The organism is Runella zeae DSM 19591 (assembly GCF_000423565.1).
Taxonomy (GTDB): domain Bacteria; phylum Bacteroidota; class Bacteroidia; order Cytophagales; family Spirosomataceae; genus Runella; species Runella zeae.
The window spans coordinates 121,668-139,347 of sequence record NZ_KE384045.1; the positions used below are offsets into that span (position 1 = coordinate 121,668).

Below are 17,680 nucleotides of genomic sequence, written 5' to 3' on the forward strand. Positions count from 1 at the left end.
GTTTATGAAAAAATGGGTTAACGCTCTCTCCACAGTATTTATAGTGGGATTAGTGCTATCGCTGCCTACTCTGACGTGGGCGCATGGATATTGGCTAGAGGTCAAGGGGCCTGGAAAAGTAGGTGAACCTGCCCAAATTCAACTATTTTATGGTGAATACAGCGAACATGTACGAGAAAAAGGTGCTCGCTTGGATAAAATGTCTGAAATCAAGATTTCGGTAATTGATGCTCAGGGTACCAAAACGGAAGTGCAGATGCAACAGACTGATACGCATTGGCAAGGAAGCTTTGTTCCTAAAATAGAAGGTATTTATCAGATTTTGGGTATCAACGAAACGCGCGAAGTACAAGATTGGACGAAACACAATTTGGGTATAACGCGTCCTGTACAGTATTTACGGACTACTTATGTGGTTGGAAACGCTGCTAAAACGCCGCTACTGCCTCAAAATTATTTGGATGTGACGGCCCAAAAACTAGGCAATCAGATTTTGTTGGAAGTGTACAAGGATAAGCAAGCTTTTTCAAAAATGCAGCTGACGGTCATTAATCCTGATGGTTGGGAAAAAAATAGAATTACCAATGACAAAGGAAAGGTAGCCTTTATTCCTGCCGGAAAAGGACTCTATTTAGTAGAACTTGAATGGATGGACAAAACCCCTGGAACTTTCAAAGGAAAAGAATATGAGTCAGTGAGGCATCGGTGTGATATGACACTGGTTGTTGAATAGTGACCTTGTAAATGAGAAAACCACGGAGCTTCTGCCGTGGTTTTCTCATTTACAGACAAAATCATATTAAAAAAATAATCCCACCGTCCCAGTTACATTTACTTGGCTCACATTCAACTTGGCCGAAAAGTAATTGCTGGGATCGTTGAGTTGGTAAGGTACAAATGCATCCTTGGTTTGGAGATAAGTACCGGCTAAGTCTATATAAAAACGCTCGTTACGATAGCCTGCTCCTCCCGAAAATTGGAATTTTGAGCGATCCAATTTGCCTTCTACGTTATAATTTTGACTATAGGGATTAGGTAAAAAAGCTACCCCAGCTCGTACTCTAAAAAAATTGATACGGGCTTCTCCACCCACGCGTAGATTGACTACGTTGTTGAAAGAAGATTGAATTAATCGGCGATTGTTGGTTTTAAACTGATTATCGTCGCCAGTTCTCACGCTCATTCCTTTATAGCCTACGTATTCGGCACTTGCGGTTAGGAAGCCTTTTTTACCGAAGAAAAAAGTAGCGCCTCCATTGGCTCTTAGCGGGGTGCGCATGCTGTATTCAAAGTCAAAAGGTACGATATTGACGCGGGTAGTAGGAAGCTGATCGTAGGCTTGCTGGCCCTGTGAATTAGTAACGGGGTTGCCATTTGAGTCGTAGACTGGTACGCTGTTGTTGGTCACGTCTACCCCTAATTCTTCCTCATAAGTCATACGCATACTGCTCCAAGTGGGGCTATGAATAGAGGCACCAAGTTGGAGAAAAGGATTGGCACGATAAATAACTCCCGCTGACAAGAAAATCCCACTGCCATTGATATTAATATCTTCTCGATAATCAAGACTACGAAATGGGCCGCTATTGACAAACTGTTCTTGGTAATTGTGCCGACGTATGTAGCTATGACGCGAAAAACCACCAGAAATTCCTAGATAAAGTTTGTCGGCGTAGTTGCCAGCATAAGCAAATGTCCACTGAGAAGAGGCCCCTGAAGTTTCAACGTTGCCTGTCTGCTGAAACGAAGACCTCGAAAGCGGAATAGGCCTACGATAGGGGCCATTGGGTGAAAGGGCGTCTATCAGATATAAATTATAGAAAGCAGACTCAATCGAATACGGGCTTCCATTGTTGTAGTCATTTTCTAAAGTATTGACGGGAGTGGTGCCAGCCACCTCTACAATGTCGTCAATCATACTGCTACGGTTGTTGGTGCCGCCGTAGGTGACCATGTTGTTGAGGTTTACTTGCCGTGAGTAGTTAATACCAAAAGACGTACGCCGCCATTCACGATTGTAGCTTTGCGGGTTTCCGGCCAAAATCAGCGAAAACTGTGAAAGATTGGGATTGAGCTTTTGGTCTGTATTGCTACTACCAATGTAGGACGACTTATTAGAAATACTGTATAAAGTGGGACTAAGGCTGATTTCGGATTTATTAAAAAAACCTAATCCCGCAGGGTTGCCGGCTATATTGCTAGCATCTCCACCCAGAGAAGCGTGATTGCCGCCTACTCCTTGAAAGCGTGCACTTCCACTTTGAGTAATGTCCGAAAACTGAAGGGCGGTATTGGAATATAAGCGGCTTTGGGCGTATGCTTGTCCCGTAAATACTCCTAAGGCAGCGACTAATAAAAGGTGATTGTGGGTTTTCATGGCAGATTTGTGAGTGATTATGAAGCGTCTAATTGATTGTCAAATATACATTTATGGACGAATAAAAAACCTCGCTATTCCATAACAGCGAGGTTCTCTATTTAACATACTATTGGTCATTTTTCTGTTTGATTCACAGAGTACTCGCTTATGATATTAGTTACGAGGACCGCGCGACGAGCCACTACTTCCTGAGCTTGATCCGCCGCTGTAGCTGCCACCACCACTGCTGCTGCTACCACTCCAGCTACTACGTCCGCTACTGCTGCTGTTGTTATTGTTCCAGCTATTGTTGTTGCTGCTACCACTATCCCAGCTGCTTCTACGGCTGCTTCCTTGCGATGAGTTAGAGTTCCAGCTGTTGTTGCTGCTTGAGCGTTGTGAATTGTAAGACCCGCTTGATTCGCCATAGCTGCGGGTAGCGCCTCCGCGAGTTCCTGACGAATAGCCGCTGCTTTGTTGGCTATTGCTGTAGCTACTTCTACCACCCGAATTGTTGGAATAGCTATCATAGCTACGATTGGCTCCCCCTCTTGGGCGTGAGTAGTAAGCCTCACTACTTGAAGTACTAGTACTGCTGCCGCTACGGTCAGTGGGGTCATATCCTTGACGACGTGGTTCGGTATAGCGAGCACTGTTATTAGAGTTGCTGTTGTAAGCATTGCTAGAACGACCTACACGATTGTAGTAATCGGTACCAGTACGACGACGACCATCTACGATTTGAATGTTGTTGGAAGGGCCATTGTACCAGGGGTTACCAAAGCCGCCACCGTAGAACCCGTTACCATAAAATCCATTACCATAGCCCCATCTGTCAAATCCGCCATAGCCCCAGCTCGAATAAGGAGACCCCCAGCCAAAGCTCGAATATCCCCAAGGCGAAAAGAAGGGGTCATTCCAAGCATACATAGAGCCCCATCCCCAGCTGTTCCAAGGGTTGTTCCATCCCCAAGAATTCCAGCTGTTCCAAGGGTTATACATTCCAAATCCATAACGATTTCCAAAATAGGTACTCATACCATAATTGAAACCCATCATGAAAGAGGTGTTGGAGTTCCAGCTATTCCAGCCCAATCCACCGTAGCGATAGGGGTTATTCCAGAAGCCGCCCCAGTTGAGATCCCAAGCAGCGTCGCGCCCAGCACGATAGCCCTCCGAAAATCCTGCACTGTAACCAGCATCAGGGCCGATGTTACGAGCAATACCACGTGAGCTTAGATAAGACTCGTCATAGTAGTCATTCTCGTTTATGTTGTTGTTATTGGGAAGTTGTTTGCCCGAACGATAATCAGGATTAAGATTACGGTAATCCAGTTTTTCTTCATCCGAACGTCCAGCCGCCGTTGCTACAGCTACACTAGAAGAGTTGCCGTAGAGGTCGTCATACTCAGCATCGTCTCGTGTGGCGTACTGTTTTGAGCTACAGCCCCACAACCCCACCAAGCCTATTGCCGATAAAAGAGTAAGTGAACGGAAGGTTTTCATGGTTATTTGGATATTTTAAGTCTGTCAGTTATAAAAGGAAAAAGGTGTGTAACTATACTATAAACGCTATTTTAGCTGATATTGATTCAGTTTTGACACAAATTTAGGATAAAAAAGTATCTTTGCAAGAGTTTTTTTTGAAAAAACAGGGCTGTTTTTGTCTTTAAAATCGCTGAAAATCAAAGAATTAAGAATGTCATACCAACACTTAATCGTACAATGGGCTGATTTTGAGTAAGATGTTTGAAAAAGTGTAAAATAGACGTTTAAGTTTTTGATTTTCAATGCAATGAAAGGTAGCCCAATTTCTAATGAAATTCTAATCTCTATAAAGTGACTGAAAGACAAAAAAGCGAGTAAAATTTCGAAAATCAACACATAATTTTAAAGGATAAACCCTAAAAAGTAAAGTAATGGCAAACGCGATTCCGAGCCGTAGTGAGAATTATTCAGAATGGTACAATGAAATTGTAAAAAGAGCTGATTTAGCAGAAAACTCTGCCGTAAGAGGGTGTATGGTCATCAAGCCTTACGGGTATTCTATTTGGGAAAAAATGCAACGAGCACTTGATGATATGTTCAAAGAAACGGGGCATACCAATGCTTATTTCCCGTTGTTTGTCCCGAAAAGCTTATTTGAAGCAGAGGAAAAAAATGCCGAAGGCTTTGCCAAAGAATGCGCCGTCGTAACTCACTATCGTCTCAAGGCTGACCCCAATAAACCGGGTAAGCTCATCGCTGACCCTGACTCAAAATTGGAGGAAGAACTCATCGTGCGCCCTACGAGTGAAGCCGTAATTTGGAATACTTACAAAAACTGGATTCAATCGTATCGCAATCTACCCATTCTAATCAATCAGTGGGCCAACGTGGTGCGTTGGGAAATGCGTACTCGCTTGTTTCTTCGTACAGCTGAGTTTTTGTGGCAGGAAGGCCATACGGCCCATGCTACGTCCGATGAAGCAATGGCCGAAACTCGTCAAATGTTGGAAGTATATGCTCGCTTTGCCGAAGAGTGGATGGGAGTACCCGTGATCAAAGGCTATAAGACTCCCAATGAGCGTTTTGCAGGAGCGGAAGAAACCCTCTGCATCGAGGCAATGATGCAAGACGGAAAGGCTTTACAAGCAGGTACTTCGCACTTTTTGGGACAAAATTTTGCCAAAGCTTTTGATGTGAAATTCCAAAGTAAAGCGGGTGTTCTTGAGTATGTGTGGGGAACTTCTTGGGGCGTAAGTACTCGGCTAATGGGGGCATTGGTAATGGCGCATTCGGATGATGCGGGGTTAATATTACCGCCTAAGTTGGCACCTATTCAAGTGGTGATTGTACCAATCTATCGTAACGACGAGCAATTAGCCCAGATTTCTGACAAAGTGAAAGAGATAATGGGTGAGCTTCGTAAAAAAGGGATAAGTGTCAAATTTGACGATTCGGATGCCAACAAACCAGGCTGGAAATTTGCCGAATATGAACTACGAGGTGTACCTGTGCGTTTAGCAATGGGAGCACGAGACCTTGAAAATGGTACGGTAGAAGTAGCTCGTCGAGATACGAAAGAGAAAAATACCGTAGCATTGGAAGGAATTGTAGCGTATATTGAAGAATTACTTACTGATATTCAACAAAATATCTACAAAAGAGCCCTTGCTTTCCGGGAGTCAAATACTTATAAAGTGGATGACTATGAGGAGTTTAAAAGAATGTTGGACGAAAAAGGCGGGTTTATCTTGGCACACTGGGACGGCACTTCCGAAACAGAAGAAAAAATCAAAGAAGAAACCAAAGCCACGATTCGCTGTATTCCGTTTGATGCACCGCGCGAAGAAGGAAAATGTATTTTGACGGGCAAGCCATCAAGTCAGCGAGTGCTTTTTGCGAGAGCGTATTAATTAATGTCAAGTAGTCATAAGTTGTAATACCAGACAAGGCTACTGAGCAAAAAAATAAGAATTAAAAGTTTTAGGTTGATTGGATGTTGATAGATTGATTCAGCAAAGACAACTTAAAAGCCCAAAAATCAATTCAATCAATCATCCAATAACAATAAAAAATGAGCGTAGCAAAATCAGGTAATACCGTTCAGGTACACTACAAAGGAACATTGACCGACGGAACGGTCTTTGATTCATCAGAAGGACGTCAACCCCTAGAGTTTCAGTTGGGTTCAGGAATGGTGATTCCTGGATTTGACAACGGTATTCAAGGAATGGCGATAGGAGAGAAAAAAACGGTTCATATTCCAGTGGAAGAAGCGTATGGCCCTTCTCAAGAAGAGTTGGTTATTCCTTTTAACCGCAACGAAATGCCTGCTGATATTCCTTTTGAAGTAGGTATGCAACTCAATATGCACCAAGATGGCAACCCTCAGCCTATTCCTGTAACGGTAGTTCAAGTAACGGATGTACAGGTAGTAGTGGATGCTAATCACCCTTTGGCAGGCCAAGATTTAATCTTTGAGATTGAATTAGTAGCAGTAAGCTAATCAGGGGCCTTTTAGGTTTTCTAAAAGAAAATCTGGCTAAGATTTATATTCAATTAAAGCCTTCTTTCCTAGCTTTTAATCATGAGGCGATGGGAAGGAGGCTATTTTTTATGGCTATATTTTTCGTTGATTTGTTGGTACAAACTCATCGGAACTTTTGATTCTACCTCAGGCACTTTAGGCTGAGGGCGTACCCAATCCAAGTATCCTTTGGCCCAAGCGTATGCTAAACCGAGTGCCAAAATCCCCACAAAAATCAACATTTCGGTCAGTGAAAACCACCCCCATAAGCCGTCGGTTTGCTCGATGAGATTTGCTTGGCCAAATACCACCGCCCAAGGAAATAAGAAAATCAATTCTACTTCAAACAACAAAAATACCAACGCTACCACATAAAAACGAATATTGAAAGGAATGTTGGCATTGCCGAGTGGGTCTTCTCCTGATTCATAAGTACTAAGTTTTTCTTCGTTGGGGCGGGCAGGGCGCAGCAACTTTGCGATTCCCAACATCGACAGAATGAGGACAATAGCGGTAAGAATAAACAAAAAAATGGTGCCAAATTCTGATAGCATATCAAGCGGTAGTGTTGTAGCGGGAGTTTGAGGGGGTAAAGATACTAATCGAAGGATAGAATTCTTGGAGAAGTCCAAAAAAAGACTGGCTCACGTAGATACATGTCCAGTCTTTTGGAGTAAGCAATGGAAGTATACTATTTGACAAATAGCATTTCACGGTATTTTACTAAAGGCCAGTCTTCGTCATCAATCAGAAGCTCAAGCTTGTCTACCTCATAGCGTATTTTTTCAAAGAAATCTTTTACTTCAGAACCATACAAAATGGCTCGTTCGGCGATAGAGTCCGTATTGTTGGCCCTTTTACGTGCTTCAGTCATGTCTTCCACGGCATTTTTGATGATAGACACTCGCTTCGAAATCTCCCTGATAAGTTCTTTCAGAGGCTGAGCTTCTTCAATTAGCTCAAGTTCTACCAATGACTTGGCTGTTTGAGCCAATTGATGTTGGTACTTGACCGCCGTTGATACCACATGATTAAGAGCCAAATCACCTATCACTCTTGATTCAATCTGGACTTTTTTGATGTAGTTTTCCAGCTCAATTTCGTAGCGTGCATGAACCTCTCTTTCGGTCAAAACACCCATTTTTTCAAACACCTGAACTGCCGAAGGCTCTATATATTTGCCGAGGGCTTTAGGAGCTGAGGCAATATTAGAAAGCCCACGTTGGGCAGCTTCTTGTACCCAATCGTCCGAATATCCATTTCCTTGGAATAAAATACGTTTGGTCTGGCGATAGTATTCTTTTAAAATATCCACAATCGCTAGCTCTTTCTTTTCTCCACTTTCGAGGCGAGCTTCAAGTTCTTTACGGAAATCTTGTAACTGATTAGCCACAATCGTGTTTAGGACAATCATCGGAGAGGCACTATTGGCACTGCCACCCACGGCACGGTACTCAAACTTATTGCCTGTAAAGGCAAAAGGCGAAGTACGATTACGGTCGGTATTGTCGCGCATAAGGGGAGGTGTGCGCGTAATCCCCAACTTATAAAATACATTATCTCCTTTTTCAAGTTGTATCTCGCCGCGATTTTCGAGGGTTTCGAGCAAACGGATAAGCTCATCCCCTAGAAAAATAGAAACAATAGCCGGTGGAGCTTCGTTGGCACCTAAGCGGTATTCGTTGCCGGCTGAGGCAATCGATGCCCGCAGCAAATCAGCATGGTCGTGCACGGCTTTGACGGTATTCATCAAAAACGTAAGGAAGCGAAGGGTTTCTTTGGGTTTACTACTCGGTGCTAGTAGGTTGACACCGGTGTCGGTCATCATCGACCAGTTGTTGTGTTTGCCGCTTCCATTGATACCCGAAAAAGGTTTTTCGTGGAAAAGAACTTTGAAGTGGTGCTTTTCGGCAATTTTATGCATCAAGTCCATCAACAAGGCATTATGGTCAATGGCCAGATTGAGTTCTTCAAAAGTAGGGGCGCATTCAAATTGCCCGGGAGCGACTTCATTGTGACGGGTACGCACCGGAATCCCCAATTTCCAAGCCTCATATTCAAATTCGACCATGAAGGCATTGACCCTCGGCGGAATAGAACCAAAATAATGGTCTTCTAACTGCTGACCTTTGGCGGGCGAATGCCCAAATACTGTGCGACCTGCCATCACTAAATCGGGTCGTGCGTAGTAGAGGGCCTTATCTACTAAGAAGTATTCTTGCTCTGGACCTAGGGTAGCTGTTACTTTTTCTACGTTACGGTCAAAATAATACATTACAGAGGTAGCGGCTTTGTCGAGTACGTGTAATGCACGTAAAATGGGCGTTTTATAATCCAGCGCTTCCCCTGTGTATGAAATAAAAACCGAAGGAATACAAAGCGTTTTGCCACCGGCGCCATTGTCCATCAAAAAAGCAGGTGAGCTTGGATCCCAGCCTGTATATCCTCTCGCTTCAAAAGTAGCCCTCAAACCTCCACTTGGAAATGAAGAGGCGTCAGGTTCTTGCTGAACCAAAGCACTGCCCTTGAATTTTTCGATGGCTTTGCCTTGGGAAGTAACATCAAAAAAAGCATCGTGCTTTTCGGCAGTACCTCCCGTAAGAGGCTGAAACCAATGTGTATAATGGGTAGCACCTTTGGAGGTAGCCCATGATTTCATGGCGGCGGCTACTTCGTCGGCGATTTCTCGGTCGATTCGAGAACCTGATTTGATAGCATTCGAAACTTTATAATAAGCCTCTGGCGTGAGCAAGGCTTTCATGATATCATCATTGAAGGTATAAGAACCGTAATAGTCCGCTACTTTGTCGCTAGGGGGAGAAACACTTATTGGGGTACGGTTGTAGGCCGTTTCGATGGCCTTAAATCGCATATTTGCCATATTGGTTTTTTAGAGTTTTAAATGAAAGGAGTATTTTTGGAACACGCACCAAACATAAATTTTTTTTGTTTGACAGACAAAGTTATTTGTATAAATCCTGTCGAAATCAGAAAGACAAGAAAGATTTAAAACTTACTTTGAGAAAAGGTATAAAATCCAACTATTTTCAAAAGTATCTGTTTTTATAGCGGGGGATTTTGCAGAAAATTTAAAAATATGGCACCAATCACCCTGATTATCATTAATTTTGCAGTATGAAAAAAGTAGCGTTTTATACCTTGGGATGTAAGCTCAATTATTCCGAAACCTCAAGTATTTCTCGGATGTTTGAGCAGCGAGGTTATCAAAAAGTAGCCTTCAATGACACGCCCGATATTTTTATTGTCAATACCTGCTCCGTAACCGACAACGCCGACAAAAAATGCCGTAAGATTGTACGAGAAGCGCAGGCCATCAACCCTGACGGATACGTAGCGATTATTGGATGTTATGCTCAGCTCAAACCCCAAGAAATTTCGGAAATTCCGGGAGTAGATGCGGTATTAGGAGCTGCCGAAAAATTCCGTTTGATTGATTTGTTAGACGGATTTGTGAAAGAACCCACCCAAGATAAGGGCAAAGTATATGCTTCACCGATAGAAGAGGCTATCGAATATCACGTGTCTTACTCGCTCAACGACCGTACCCGCACGTTTTTGAAAGTTCAAGATGGCTGTGATTATCCTTGTGCGTATTGTACTATTCCGTTGGCAAGGGGCAAAAGCCGCTCCGATACCATCCAAAATGTACTCAAAGCTGCTCACGAAATTGCGGCTAGGGGTGTGAAAGAAATTGTTCTCACAGGCGTAAATATCGGTGATTTTGGTTTGCAAGACGGGCATCGCAACGAAACCTTCTTGCAGCTTATCCAAGCCCTTGATGAAGTAGAAGGTATCGAGCGATTTAGGATTTCTTCAATAGAGCCTAATTTGTTGACTGACGAAATTATCGCCTTTGTAGCGCAATCAAAGCGGTTTGTGCCTCATTTTCATATTCCCTTACAATCGGGTTCTAACAAAATATTGGGACTCATGCGTCGTCGTTATCGGCGTGAATTGTACGTTGAGAGAGTAGCCAAAATTAAGGAATTAATGCCTTATTGCTGTATCGGAGTGGATGTGATTGTAGGACACCCCGGCGAAACCCAAGAGGCATTTCTGGAAACATATCAATTTCTGAACGAGTTGGATATTTCGTATCTCCACGTTTTTACTTACTCGGAACGACCTAACACTGCAGCTCTCGAGATCAAGCCTGTAGTGCCACAGTCTCAGAGAGCTGAGCGTTCTAAAATGCTGCACATTCTGTCAGATAAAAAACGACGTGCCTTCTATGAAAGTCAGCTTGGTAGTGTACGAACCGTGCTATTTGAAGACGAAGTAGTCAATGGGTATATGCAGGGTTTTACCGAAAACTATGTCCGTGTCACTGCTCAATATGACCCTCTTCTTATCAATGAACTCAAGACCCTTCGTTTGACCCAGATTATCAATGATGGGCTGGTTGAAGTAGAAGAAGCGGCTGCTGAAGTTTTGATTCACTAGTATTGTCTCAGTAAGCCGCAATAGAAAGCAGTACCAAGGTACAGGCTTCTAGGACTTCAATACCGTTTTTTTCTAATAGTGTTTCAAATTCAACGTTTTCAGTACCAGGATTGAAAATGACGCGCTTAGGGTTGAGAGCCACCACATAATCATACCATTCGGGTTGGTTTTTGGGGCCAATGTACAGAGTTACTGTATCTATGTCGGTGAAGGTTGGCTTACCAGTTAAAATAGGATTGTTGGCCACTGTACCTTCTTTCAAACCTAACATTACAATGGGATGCCCATGGCTGGTTAAACGGTGGGCTGCCATGAAAGAATAACGTTCAGGATTAGTAGAAGCACCAATAATAAGTGTTTTTTTCATTTTTAGATTTATATCTATATATTTCAAACAAAAACCCTCGCAACTTGTTTTACCAGTACACTAACAAAGAATACGGCAAAACAGTTGCTACTTTGAGAATTACAACTACTTGAACTATGAGCGAGACTAAAATTGTGAAATACTGGAATGAGAAATGGGTGCCCATTGAGTTTGAAGTTGAGAACCCACCCCGCTATGAAGTATCAAATTATGGCAGATTGTGTAGCTACCAAAATGGTGAAAAAGAAGGCACGATCATCAAAGGTTCGGTAATACAAGGGTATCGTTCGCTCAATATTCGTATTCCGGGAGGTAAAACCATCAACCGATATGTCCACAAACTGGTGGCTGATATTTTTGTAAAGCGCGAAAGTGAAAGCCACAAATTTGTGATTCATCTTGATTTTGATAAGCAAAACAATCGTGCCGATAATCTGAAATGGGTCACCAAAGAGCAGATGATTGAGCACAACCGTAAAAATCCAGCCGTCATAAATCGCAAAATTCCTACGCGTACTCGCAACTACAAACTGACCGAAATGAAAGTCAGAATGATTAAGAAGATGCTTAAAAGCGAAAAAAGTCGCTTGAAGATGATTGCTAAGCAATTTGGAATCACGCACACGCAACTCAATCGGATTCGTTCGGGAGAAAACTGGAAACACGTCACAGTAGACGACGAATAGCCCCTACCGAAAGAAACCTGAAGGAGACATTTTAGCCTCCAATGGTTGACATTGATTCCGACACTAAACCTGCTTTTCGTTTTCCTTCGGCTTCAAAGCCGTCTTTTGCCCTATGTTGCAAAGCTTCAAAAACCCGGCTTTGAATCGCTTCATCGCTTAGGCCTTGGCGTAGTAAATCTTTAATATTAAACACCCCATCGTCGTATAGACAGGTCTTGAACTGCCCTTGAGGGGTAATACGAAGGCGGTTGCAAGTACCACAAAAAGTACGGCTAAAAGCTGCAATGATACCAATTGTGCCTTTGTGACCGGGAATTTGATAATGATAAGCCGTAGAAGCGGCAGGGTCGGGGAGCTTATAGATGTCAGGGTAATGCTTTTTGAGTTCGTCCAATATCTTGCGATAGTTCCAAAACTCCTGGTATTCGTGGGCACCATCGCCATTGAAGGGCATCTCTTCAATAAATCTCACACTTACATTGTGGGTGCGGGTGAGCTCAGCCATTGGTATGATATCCTCAATATTCTTTCCTGACATGACTACAGCGTTGACTTTGGTTTTGATATTTTGTGCCTGAAGCGCTTCAAAAGTTTCCCAAACACGTCCAAACTCATCGCGGCGGGTGATGTCAAAAAAACGCTGACGGTCGAGCGTATCTAGGCTTAAATTGACCGACTTAATGCCAAGGCGTTCAAAATCAGGTACTAAGGGTGCGGTCAGTACGCCATTGGTAGTGATGTTGATTTGGCGCAGCCCGTCGATTGTGTTTATTCTTTCCAAAAACTCCAAAATTCCTCTTCTTACAAAAGGCTCTCCACCGGTGATACGCACTTTGTCGATGCCCATCTGGACCAACAACCGCACCACCCGTTCCATTTCTTCCCAAGTCAACAAGTGAGGTTTAGGGACGTAGTTGATGCCCTCTTCTGGCATACAATAAAAGCAGCGCAGATTGCAGCGGTCAGTGACGGCAAGCCGGAGATAGCTAATGGGACGTCCGTGATTGTCTAAGAGATAGTTCATAAGAAAAGGTACCTTGTCATTCAAAGTAAACAACCAAAAAAATGAGAAACAAGTTTTAGCGAGAATGATTTAGGGTAGGAGAGAAGTACTATGGATTTTGAATCTGAATCAATATTCTTAAGCGCAATTATAATAGAAGCAACTATGAAGAAATTGCTCATAAAGAGAACTCTAGAGATTTAGTCTCTTTTAAAATAATTCTAAAAACGCTGTATCCTTTCATGGAACTTTTGGGAGGGGCAAAATGGTTTCTTCACTAAACATACAATATCATATATCAATTCGAACCGGCGGACCGGTTAACATAAGAAAATGGGAAAGGCTCTTGAAATTACAGACGCAAACTTTGCAGAGGTAGTCGAAAATTCTGACAAGCCAGTATTGGTGGACTTTTGGGCAGAATGGTGTGGTCCTTGCCGTATGGTAGGCCCAGTAGTAGAAAAAATCGCAGAAGCTTACGAAGGCCAAGCTGTGGTAGGTAAAGTAGATGTGGATATGAACCCTGAGACAGCCATGAAATTTGGCATTCGTAGTATCCCTACGTTGTTATTCTTCAGAAATGGACAACTTGTTGACCGTGTCGTAGGAGCTGTGCCACAAGTAACATTGGAAGATAAACTTAAAGCGCAGATTGCGGTAGAGGCATAAATGAGTGCGCATCTATTGCTGCTTTAAAGCTATAAAAAGAAAGCCCCGCATTGGCGGGGCTTTTTGTATCTATTAGCAACTTGGGAATGAAAGATTAGCCTTTCAACTGACCACGCAAAGCACGTGGGATTTCAACTCCGGCGATTGGCAACGAAGCGTTGTTAAGGATTTTGAAACCTTCCACTTTCAAATGCCCAACTTTTACGGATTTGCCCAAATCAAGTTCAGTTACAGGTACATCCACATAGTCAGGGATGTTATCAGCCAAGCCTTGAACTTTGATTTTAAGAAGTTTTTGTACAAGTTTACCACCTTTGGTTACTCCTACGGCAGTACCTACAAAACGCACTGGAACGTCTACTTTGATTTCTTTTTCGTTGTTTACTGCCAAGAAATCAGCATGCAAGATAATATCACTTACTGGGTGATACTGAACATCTTGCAAAATAGCATAATGAATATCGCCTTCAATATTCAAAGTTACTTTGTATACATCAGGAGTGAAAAGAAGTTCACGGAATAGATACATAGGAGCTGCAAAATGGATTTGCTCTGCTCCACCATATAATACACATGGTACCAATGCCTCTAGACGCAACTCACGTGCTTCTTTTTTGCCGAGATTCGCTCTTTTAAACCCTACAATCTCTGTACTTTTCATAATTATTTTTGTCCCCTACCCCAAAGGGAAGTTTTGAGTGAATCATACCTTGGGGTATAAAAAAGGTATGTAGTTGATAAGGTAGAATTGTATCTACGTTGGATTTATAAACAATGAACTAATAGATTCATGATCACGGATACGACCGATGGCTTTGGCAAATAGCTCCGACACCGACAATACCTTGATTTTGGCATTTTCTTCGCGTAGAGGAATCGTATCGGTTACGATAAGCTCATCCAATACGGAACCACGGATGCGCTCATGAGCCGGCCCTGACATCACGGGGTGCGTACAAATAGCTCTAACCGATTTGGCTCCTTTGCTCATGACAAGTTCGGCTGCTTTACAAATAGTGCCACCTGTGTCAATCAAGTCGTCAATAAACACCACATTGGCATCTTTCACATCTCCAATCACCTGCATTGATGCTACTTCATTGGCACGTTTGCGGTATTTGTCACAAAGAATGATGTCAGCGTTGAAGAATTTTGCAAAATTACGAGCTCTAGCCGCGCCTCCCACGTCGGGCGAAGCTACTACTAGATTGTCTAATTGTAGGCTTTTGATATAAGGAACAAATACGCTTGTGCCTTCGAGATGCACTACCGGAATATCAAAAAAACCTTGAATAGCACCAGCATGTAGGTCGAGTGTCATGATTTGCTCGGCACCAGCGGCAGTGAGAAGGTTGGCCACTAACTTGGCCGCAATCGGAACGCGCGGTTTGTCTTTGCGGTCTTGGCGTGCATACCCAAAATAGGGGATGACAGCGGTAATTTCGTGGGCTGAGGCACGTTTGGCCGCATCAATCATGAGCAATAGCTCCATGAAATTGTCGGATGAGCCAAAGGTAGATTGTACCAAAAAAACATCACAACCGCGAAGAGATTCTTCAAAACTTGGCGACAGCTCTCCGTCACTAAATTTGCGAAGGTTATAACCTCCTAAGTCTCTACCATAATGCCGGGCGATTTTTTCGGCCAGGTAATTAGAGTGCGAACCAGAAAATATTTTAATCGGATTGAAAGAGGCCATGCTCTGAGAAAATTTCCGCAAAGGTACGGAAAACCTTTCTTAAATGCGAAGTTTGAAGGAAATTTTAGGAAATCAGTTTTGAACGCTTGCTTTTGGAAAGAATGTATCGCACAATCCCAACGGCGGCGTAGGCCGCTCCGATGCCAATAACACTGCCCACTAATACATCAAAAGGATAATGCACGCCTACATAAATGCGGCTATACGACACAATAGCCGCCCAAGGAAAAAAGAACCATCCCACCCAAGCAAAACGATGCCCTACTAGCAGCCACAACGCCATTGCTAACCCAAAACTATTGGCTGCGTGGGAGGATGCAAAACCGTACGTGCCTCCGCAACTTTCCACTACAAGATGAATTTTGTTAGACAAATAACTCACATAACAAGGACGCAGACGCTCGACCCAAGGTTTGAGTAAGCCTGAGGCCGCTTGGTCGGCAAACAAAATAGTCAGAATCAATGCGCCAATCATGCCCGCCGCTGCTTGCTTGTATTGCCAAATCAGCCAAATGATAAGCAGGGCATAAAGTGGAATCCAAGTGTTACGCTGCGTAACCCAATACATCAAGGTGTCGGCCCAAGGAGCGTGAGCACCATTGAGGGTTAGAAAAAGGCGCGTATCTAATTCTTGGATTTGGTGGAGCATTGGAGAAAAATATTTTAGTTTAAGCCCATTTTTTCTCGTACATCGGCTATTTTTTTTGCGGCAATTTCGCGCGCTTTAGCTTCACCTTCTTGCAGTTTTTGCTCAAGGGCTGCGGGGTTTTCGGTATAATAATATTGAAACAATTCCCGCTCTTTGGCAAAACGTGTTTTCATAACCTCATACAGGGCTTGCTTGGCGTGACCATAGCCATAGCCTCCTTTGAGGTAGTTTTGACGCATGGTTTCGGTTTCGGTTTCGGTGGCTATGAGCGAAAACAGCTTAAATGTAATATCCGTATCGGGGTTTTTAGGCTCCTCCAGAGGAGTAGAGTCTGACAGTATCTTTTTTGTTACTTTTTGAAGTTCTTTTTCTGACAAGAAAATATCAATGTAGTTTCCGTAAGATTTGCTCATTTTTTGGCCATCAATTCCCGGAATTGTCATCAAACGCTCGTCAATTTTACCCTCTGGAATTACAAACGTTTCGCCATAAGTACGATTAAACGTCTCGGCCATATCGCGGGTGATTTCTAAGTGCTGTTTTTGATCTTTTCCTACGGGTACAAAATTGGCATCATACAAAATAATGTCGGCGGCCATCAATACAGGATACACAAACAACCCCGCGTTGACATCCGCTAGGCGATCAGATTTGTCTTTGAATGAGTGAGCATTGGCCAGCATAGGGTAGGGAGTCAAACATGACAAATACCACGTGAGCTCTGTATGATACGCCGCCACGCGCGATTGTCGATAAAAAACTACTTTGTCGGTATCGAGGCCACAGGCAAGCCAAGCGGCCGCTACTGCACGCGTATTGTCTTTGAGGAGTTGACCATCTTTGATCGTAGTAAGCGAATGCAAATCAGCAATAAACAAAAAAGACTCATTGCCAGATTGTTGAGAGAGTTGGATAGCGGGCAAAATCGCACCCAAAATATTGCCTAGGTGTGGCTTGCCGCTGCTTTGAATACCAGTTAAGATTCGTGACATTGTACGCAGATTAGAGTTGAGAAACTTACAAATGCCCCAATAGGCTCTGTAAAGCGGGACAAAATTGCTATTTTTAGGCCAAAATATGAAATCTGATGTTGACACAGCCTACTTTTCAATTCCTGAAGGATTTAGCCGAAAACAATAACCGAGAGTGGTTTGCCGAGAATCGTGCCCGCTATGAAACCGCCAAAAAAGAGTTTGAAAAATTTGTAGAAGCCTTATTGAAGGGTGTAAGCGAATTTGAAGCCTTACCCAATACTACTGCCAAAGATTGTATCTTCCGTATCAATCGTGATATTCGTTTTTCGAAAGATAAATCTCCTTACAAACAATGGTTTAGTGCGGCGATTGGGCCGGGAGGAAGGCATTCGGGGCGTATCGATTTTTATGTACATATCCAAGCAGGAGAGTCGTTTTTAGGGGCAGGAATGTGGAATCCTACGCCCAAGCAGTTGGCCAAGTTTCGGCAAGAAATTGATTTTAATCCACAAGCGCTGAAATCAATCATCGAAACGCCAGAATTTAGGGATTATTTTCCCGAAATATGGGGCGAAACCCTCCAACGTCCGCCCAAAGGCTATACCGAAGACCATCCCGACGTGGAGCTGCTGAAACGCAAACAGTTGTTTTTCATGCACAAATACACCGACAAGGAAGTGATGTCGGCAGGATTTGTGGCAGAAGTGATCAAAGGAAGTCGCTTGATTAAGCCTTATTGTGATTTATTAAACTATTTGTTTTTTGAAGAAACAGAAGAGACTTTTGAACTGTAAGGAC

Annotated in this window: 17 protein-coding genes; 7 read left to right on the plus strand and 10 right to left on the minus strand. The window is 43.2% G+C overall.

Features of this window, described 5'->3' with window-relative positions; all coding sequences use genetic code 11:
* Window positions 1-4: 4 nt before the first annotated feature.
* Window positions 5-733 (plus strand): hypothetical protein, encoded by a 729-nt coding sequence (locus tag G563_RS0131220; protein WP_051211325.1) that lies wholly within the window; start codon window positions 5-7, stop codon window positions 731-733.
* Window positions 734-799: 66 nt separating this feature from the next.
* Here G563_RS0131220 and G563_RS0131225 read toward each other — a convergent pair whose 3' ends face one another.
* Together G563_RS0131225 and G563_RS0131230 are read right to left on the minus strand one after the other, a co-directional pair.
* On the minus strand, window positions 800-2,377 hold the full coding sequence (locus G563_RS0131225) for an OmpP1/FadL family transporter (protein ID WP_028668797.1): 1,578 nt from the start codon (window positions 2,375-2,377) through the stop codon (window positions 800-802).
* Between the two features lie 156 nt (window positions 2,378-2,533).
* A complete protein-coding gene (locus G563_RS0131230; RefSeq protein WP_028668798.1) occupies window positions 2,534-3,865 on the minus strand; it encodes a hypothetical protein in 1,332 nt (443 codons plus the stop codon).
* Window positions 3,866-4,278: 413 nt separating this feature from the next.
* Here G563_RS0131230 and proS point away from each other — a divergent pair, with 413 nt between their 5' ends.
* Window positions 4,279-5,757 (plus strand): proline--tRNA ligase, encoded by a 1,479-nt coding sequence (proS, locus tag G563_RS0131240; protein ID WP_028668800.1) that lies wholly within the window; start codon window positions 4,279-4,281, stop codon window positions 5,755-5,757.
* Between the two features lie 161 nt (window positions 5,758-5,918).
* A complete protein-coding gene (locus G563_RS0131245) occupies window positions 5,919-6,350 on the plus strand; it encodes an FKBP-type peptidyl-prolyl cis-trans isomerase (RefSeq protein ID WP_028668801.1) in 432 nt (143 codons plus the stop codon).
* Window positions 6,351-6,451: 101 nt separating this feature from the next.
* Here the strand turns inward: G563_RS0131245 and G563_RS0131250 are convergent, their stop codons facing one another.
* Both G563_RS0131250 and G563_RS0131255 read right to left on the minus strand, forming a co-directional pair.
* Window positions 6,452-6,925: an NADH-quinone oxidoreductase subunit A gene (locus tag G563_RS0131250; protein WP_028668802.1), complete on the minus strand. Its 474-nt coding sequence runs from the start codon at window positions 6,923-6,925 to the stop codon at window positions 6,452-6,454.
* A gap of 137 nt (window positions 6,926-7,062) precedes the next feature.
* Complete coding sequence (locus tag G563_RS0131255) at window positions 7,063-9,252, minus strand: glutamine synthetase III family protein (protein WP_028668803.1); 2,190 nt, start codon at window positions 9,250-9,252, stop codon at window positions 7,063-7,065.
* A gap of 254 nt (window positions 9,253-9,506) precedes the next feature.
* On the opposite strand from G563_RS0131255, the gene mtaB reads away from it, so the two are divergent.
* Window positions 9,507-10,835, plus strand: coding sequence for a tRNA (N(6)-L-threonylcarbamoyladenosine(37)-C(2))-methylthiotransferase MtaB (gene mtaB / locus G563_RS0131260; protein ID WP_028668804.1), 1,329 nt, complete (start codon window positions 9,507-9,509; stop codon window positions 10,833-10,835).
* A 7-nt stretch (window positions 10,836-10,842) separates the two neighbouring features.
* Here mtaB and G563_RS0131265 read toward each other — a convergent pair whose 3' ends face one another.
* Window positions 10,843-11,202, minus strand: coding sequence for a CoA-binding protein (locus tag G563_RS0131265; RefSeq protein WP_028668805.1), 360 nt, complete (start codon window positions 11,200-11,202; stop codon window positions 10,843-10,845).
* 116 nt (window positions 11,203-11,318) lie between these two features.
* Between G563_RS0131265 and G563_RS0131270 the strand changes: the two genes are divergently transcribed.
* On the plus strand, window positions 11,319-11,888 hold the full coding sequence (locus G563_RS0131270) for an HNH endonuclease (protein ID WP_028668806.1): 570 nt from the start codon (window positions 11,319-11,321) through the stop codon (window positions 11,886-11,888).
* A gap of 31 nt (window positions 11,889-11,919) precedes the next feature.
* On the opposite strand, the gene moaA is transcribed toward G563_RS0131270, so the two are convergent.
* On the minus strand, window positions 11,920-12,912 hold the full coding sequence (gene moaA, locus G563_RS0131275) for a GTP 3',8-cyclase MoaA (protein ID WP_028668807.1): 993 nt from the start codon (window positions 12,910-12,912) through the stop codon (window positions 11,920-11,922).
* A gap of 312 nt (window positions 12,913-13,224) precedes the next feature.
* Between moaA and trxA the strand changes: the two genes are divergently transcribed.
* On the plus strand, window positions 13,225-13,560 hold the full coding sequence (trxA, locus tag G563_RS0131280; protein ID WP_028668808.1) for a thioredoxin: 336 nt from the start codon (window positions 13,225-13,227) through the stop codon (window positions 13,558-13,560).
* Between the two features lie 94 nt (window positions 13,561-13,654).
* Here the strand turns inward: trxA and G563_RS0131285 are convergent, their stop codons facing one another.
* The 4 genes from G563_RS0131285 to trpS form a co-directional block, all read right to left on the minus strand.
* Window positions 13,655-14,221: a 50S ribosomal protein L25/general stress protein Ctc gene (locus G563_RS0131285; RefSeq protein ID WP_028668809.1), complete on the minus strand. Its 567-nt coding sequence runs from the start codon at window positions 14,219-14,221 to the stop codon at window positions 13,655-13,657.
* A 93-nt stretch (window positions 14,222-14,314) separates the two neighbouring features.
* The gene (locus tag G563_RS0131290; protein WP_028668810.1) at window positions 14,315-15,259 is read right to left on the minus strand and encodes a ribose-phosphate pyrophosphokinase; all 945 of its coding nucleotides are present in this window, start codon (window positions 15,257-15,259) and stop codon (window positions 14,315-14,317) included.
* A 64-nt stretch (window positions 15,260-15,323) separates the two neighbouring features.
* Window positions 15,324-15,908 (minus strand): phosphatase PAP2 family protein, encoded by a 585-nt coding sequence (locus G563_RS0131295; protein ID WP_028668811.1) that lies wholly within the window; start codon window positions 15,906-15,908, stop codon window positions 15,324-15,326.
* Window positions 15,909-15,922: 14 nt separating this feature from the next.
* On the minus strand, window positions 15,923-16,900 hold the full coding sequence (gene trpS / locus G563_RS0131300; protein WP_028668812.1) for a tryptophan--tRNA ligase: 978 nt from the start codon (window positions 16,898-16,900) through the stop codon (window positions 15,923-15,925).
* A 95-nt stretch (window positions 16,901-16,995) separates the two neighbouring features.
* Between trpS and G563_RS0131305 the strand changes: the two genes are divergently transcribed.
* Window positions 16,996-17,676: a DUF2461 domain-containing protein gene (locus G563_RS0131305; protein WP_028668813.1), complete on the plus strand. Its 681-nt coding sequence runs from the start codon at window positions 16,996-16,998 to the stop codon at window positions 17,674-17,676.
* The last annotated feature ends 4 nt before the right edge of the window (window positions 17,677-17,680 follow it).

What these genes read in the sequence shown, in the direction of transcription:
- G563_RS0131220 (WP_051211325.1), top strand. Translation starts at nt 5, where the DNA reads ATGAAAAAATGGGTTAACGCTCTCTCCACAGTATTTATAGTGGGATTA.
- G563_RS0131225 (WP_028668797.1), bottom strand. Translation starts at nt 2,377, where the DNA reads ATGAAAACCCACAATCACCTTTTATTAGTCGCTGCCTTAGGAGTATTT.
- G563_RS0131230 (WP_028668798.1), bottom strand. Translation starts at nt 3,865, where the DNA reads ATGAAAACCTTCCGTTCACTTACTCTTTTATCGGCAATAGGCTTGGTG.
- proS (WP_028668800.1), top strand. Translation starts at nt 4,279, where the DNA reads ATGGCAAACGCGATTCCGAGCCGTAGTGAGAATTATTCAGAATGGTAC.
- G563_RS0131245 (WP_028668801.1), top strand. Translation starts at nt 5,919, where the DNA reads ATGAGCGTAGCAAAATCAGGTAATACCGTTCAGGTACACTACAAAGGA.
- G563_RS0131250 (WP_028668802.1), bottom strand. Translation starts at nt 6,925, where the DNA reads ATGCTATCAGAATTTGGCACCATTTTTTTGTTTATTCTTACCGCTATT.
- G563_RS0131255 (WP_028668803.1), bottom strand. Translation starts at nt 9,252, where the DNA reads ATGGCAAATATGCGATTTAAGGCCATCGAAACGGCCTACAACCGTACC.
- mtaB (WP_028668804.1), top strand. Translation starts at nt 9,507, where the DNA reads ATGAAAAAAGTAGCGTTTTATACCTTGGGATGTAAGCTCAATTATTCC.
- G563_RS0131265 (WP_028668805.1), bottom strand. Translation starts at nt 11,202, where the DNA reads ATGAAAAAAACACTTATTATTGGTGCTTCTACTAATCCTGAACGTTAT.
- G563_RS0131270 (WP_028668806.1), top strand. Translation starts at nt 11,319, where the DNA reads ATGAGCGAGACTAAAATTGTGAAATACTGGAATGAGAAATGGGTGCCC.
- moaA (WP_028668807.1), bottom strand. Translation starts at nt 12,912, where the DNA reads ATGAACTATCTCTTAGACAATCACGGACGTCCCATTAGCTATCTCCGG.
- trxA (WP_028668808.1), top strand. Translation starts at nt 13,225, where the DNA reads ATGGGAAAGGCTCTTGAAATTACAGACGCAAACTTTGCAGAGGTAGTC.
- G563_RS0131285 (WP_028668809.1), bottom strand. Translation starts at nt 14,221, where the DNA reads ATGAAAAGTACAGAGATTGTAGGGTTTAAAAGAGCGAATCTCGGCAAA.
- G563_RS0131290 (WP_028668810.1), bottom strand. Translation starts at nt 15,259, where the DNA reads ATGGCCTCTTTCAATCCGATTAAAATATTTTCTGGTTCGCACTCTAAT.
- G563_RS0131295 (WP_028668811.1), bottom strand. Translation starts at nt 15,908, where the DNA reads ATGCTCCACCAAATCCAAGAATTAGATACGCGCCTTTTTCTAACCCTC.
- trpS (WP_028668812.1), bottom strand. Translation starts at nt 16,900, where the DNA reads ATGTCACGAATCTTAACTGGTATTCAAAGCAGCGGCAAGCCACACCTA.
- G563_RS0131305 (WP_028668813.1), top strand. Translation starts at nt 16,996, where the DNA reads ATGTTGACACAGCCTACTTTTCAATTCCTGAAGGATTTAGCCGAAAAC.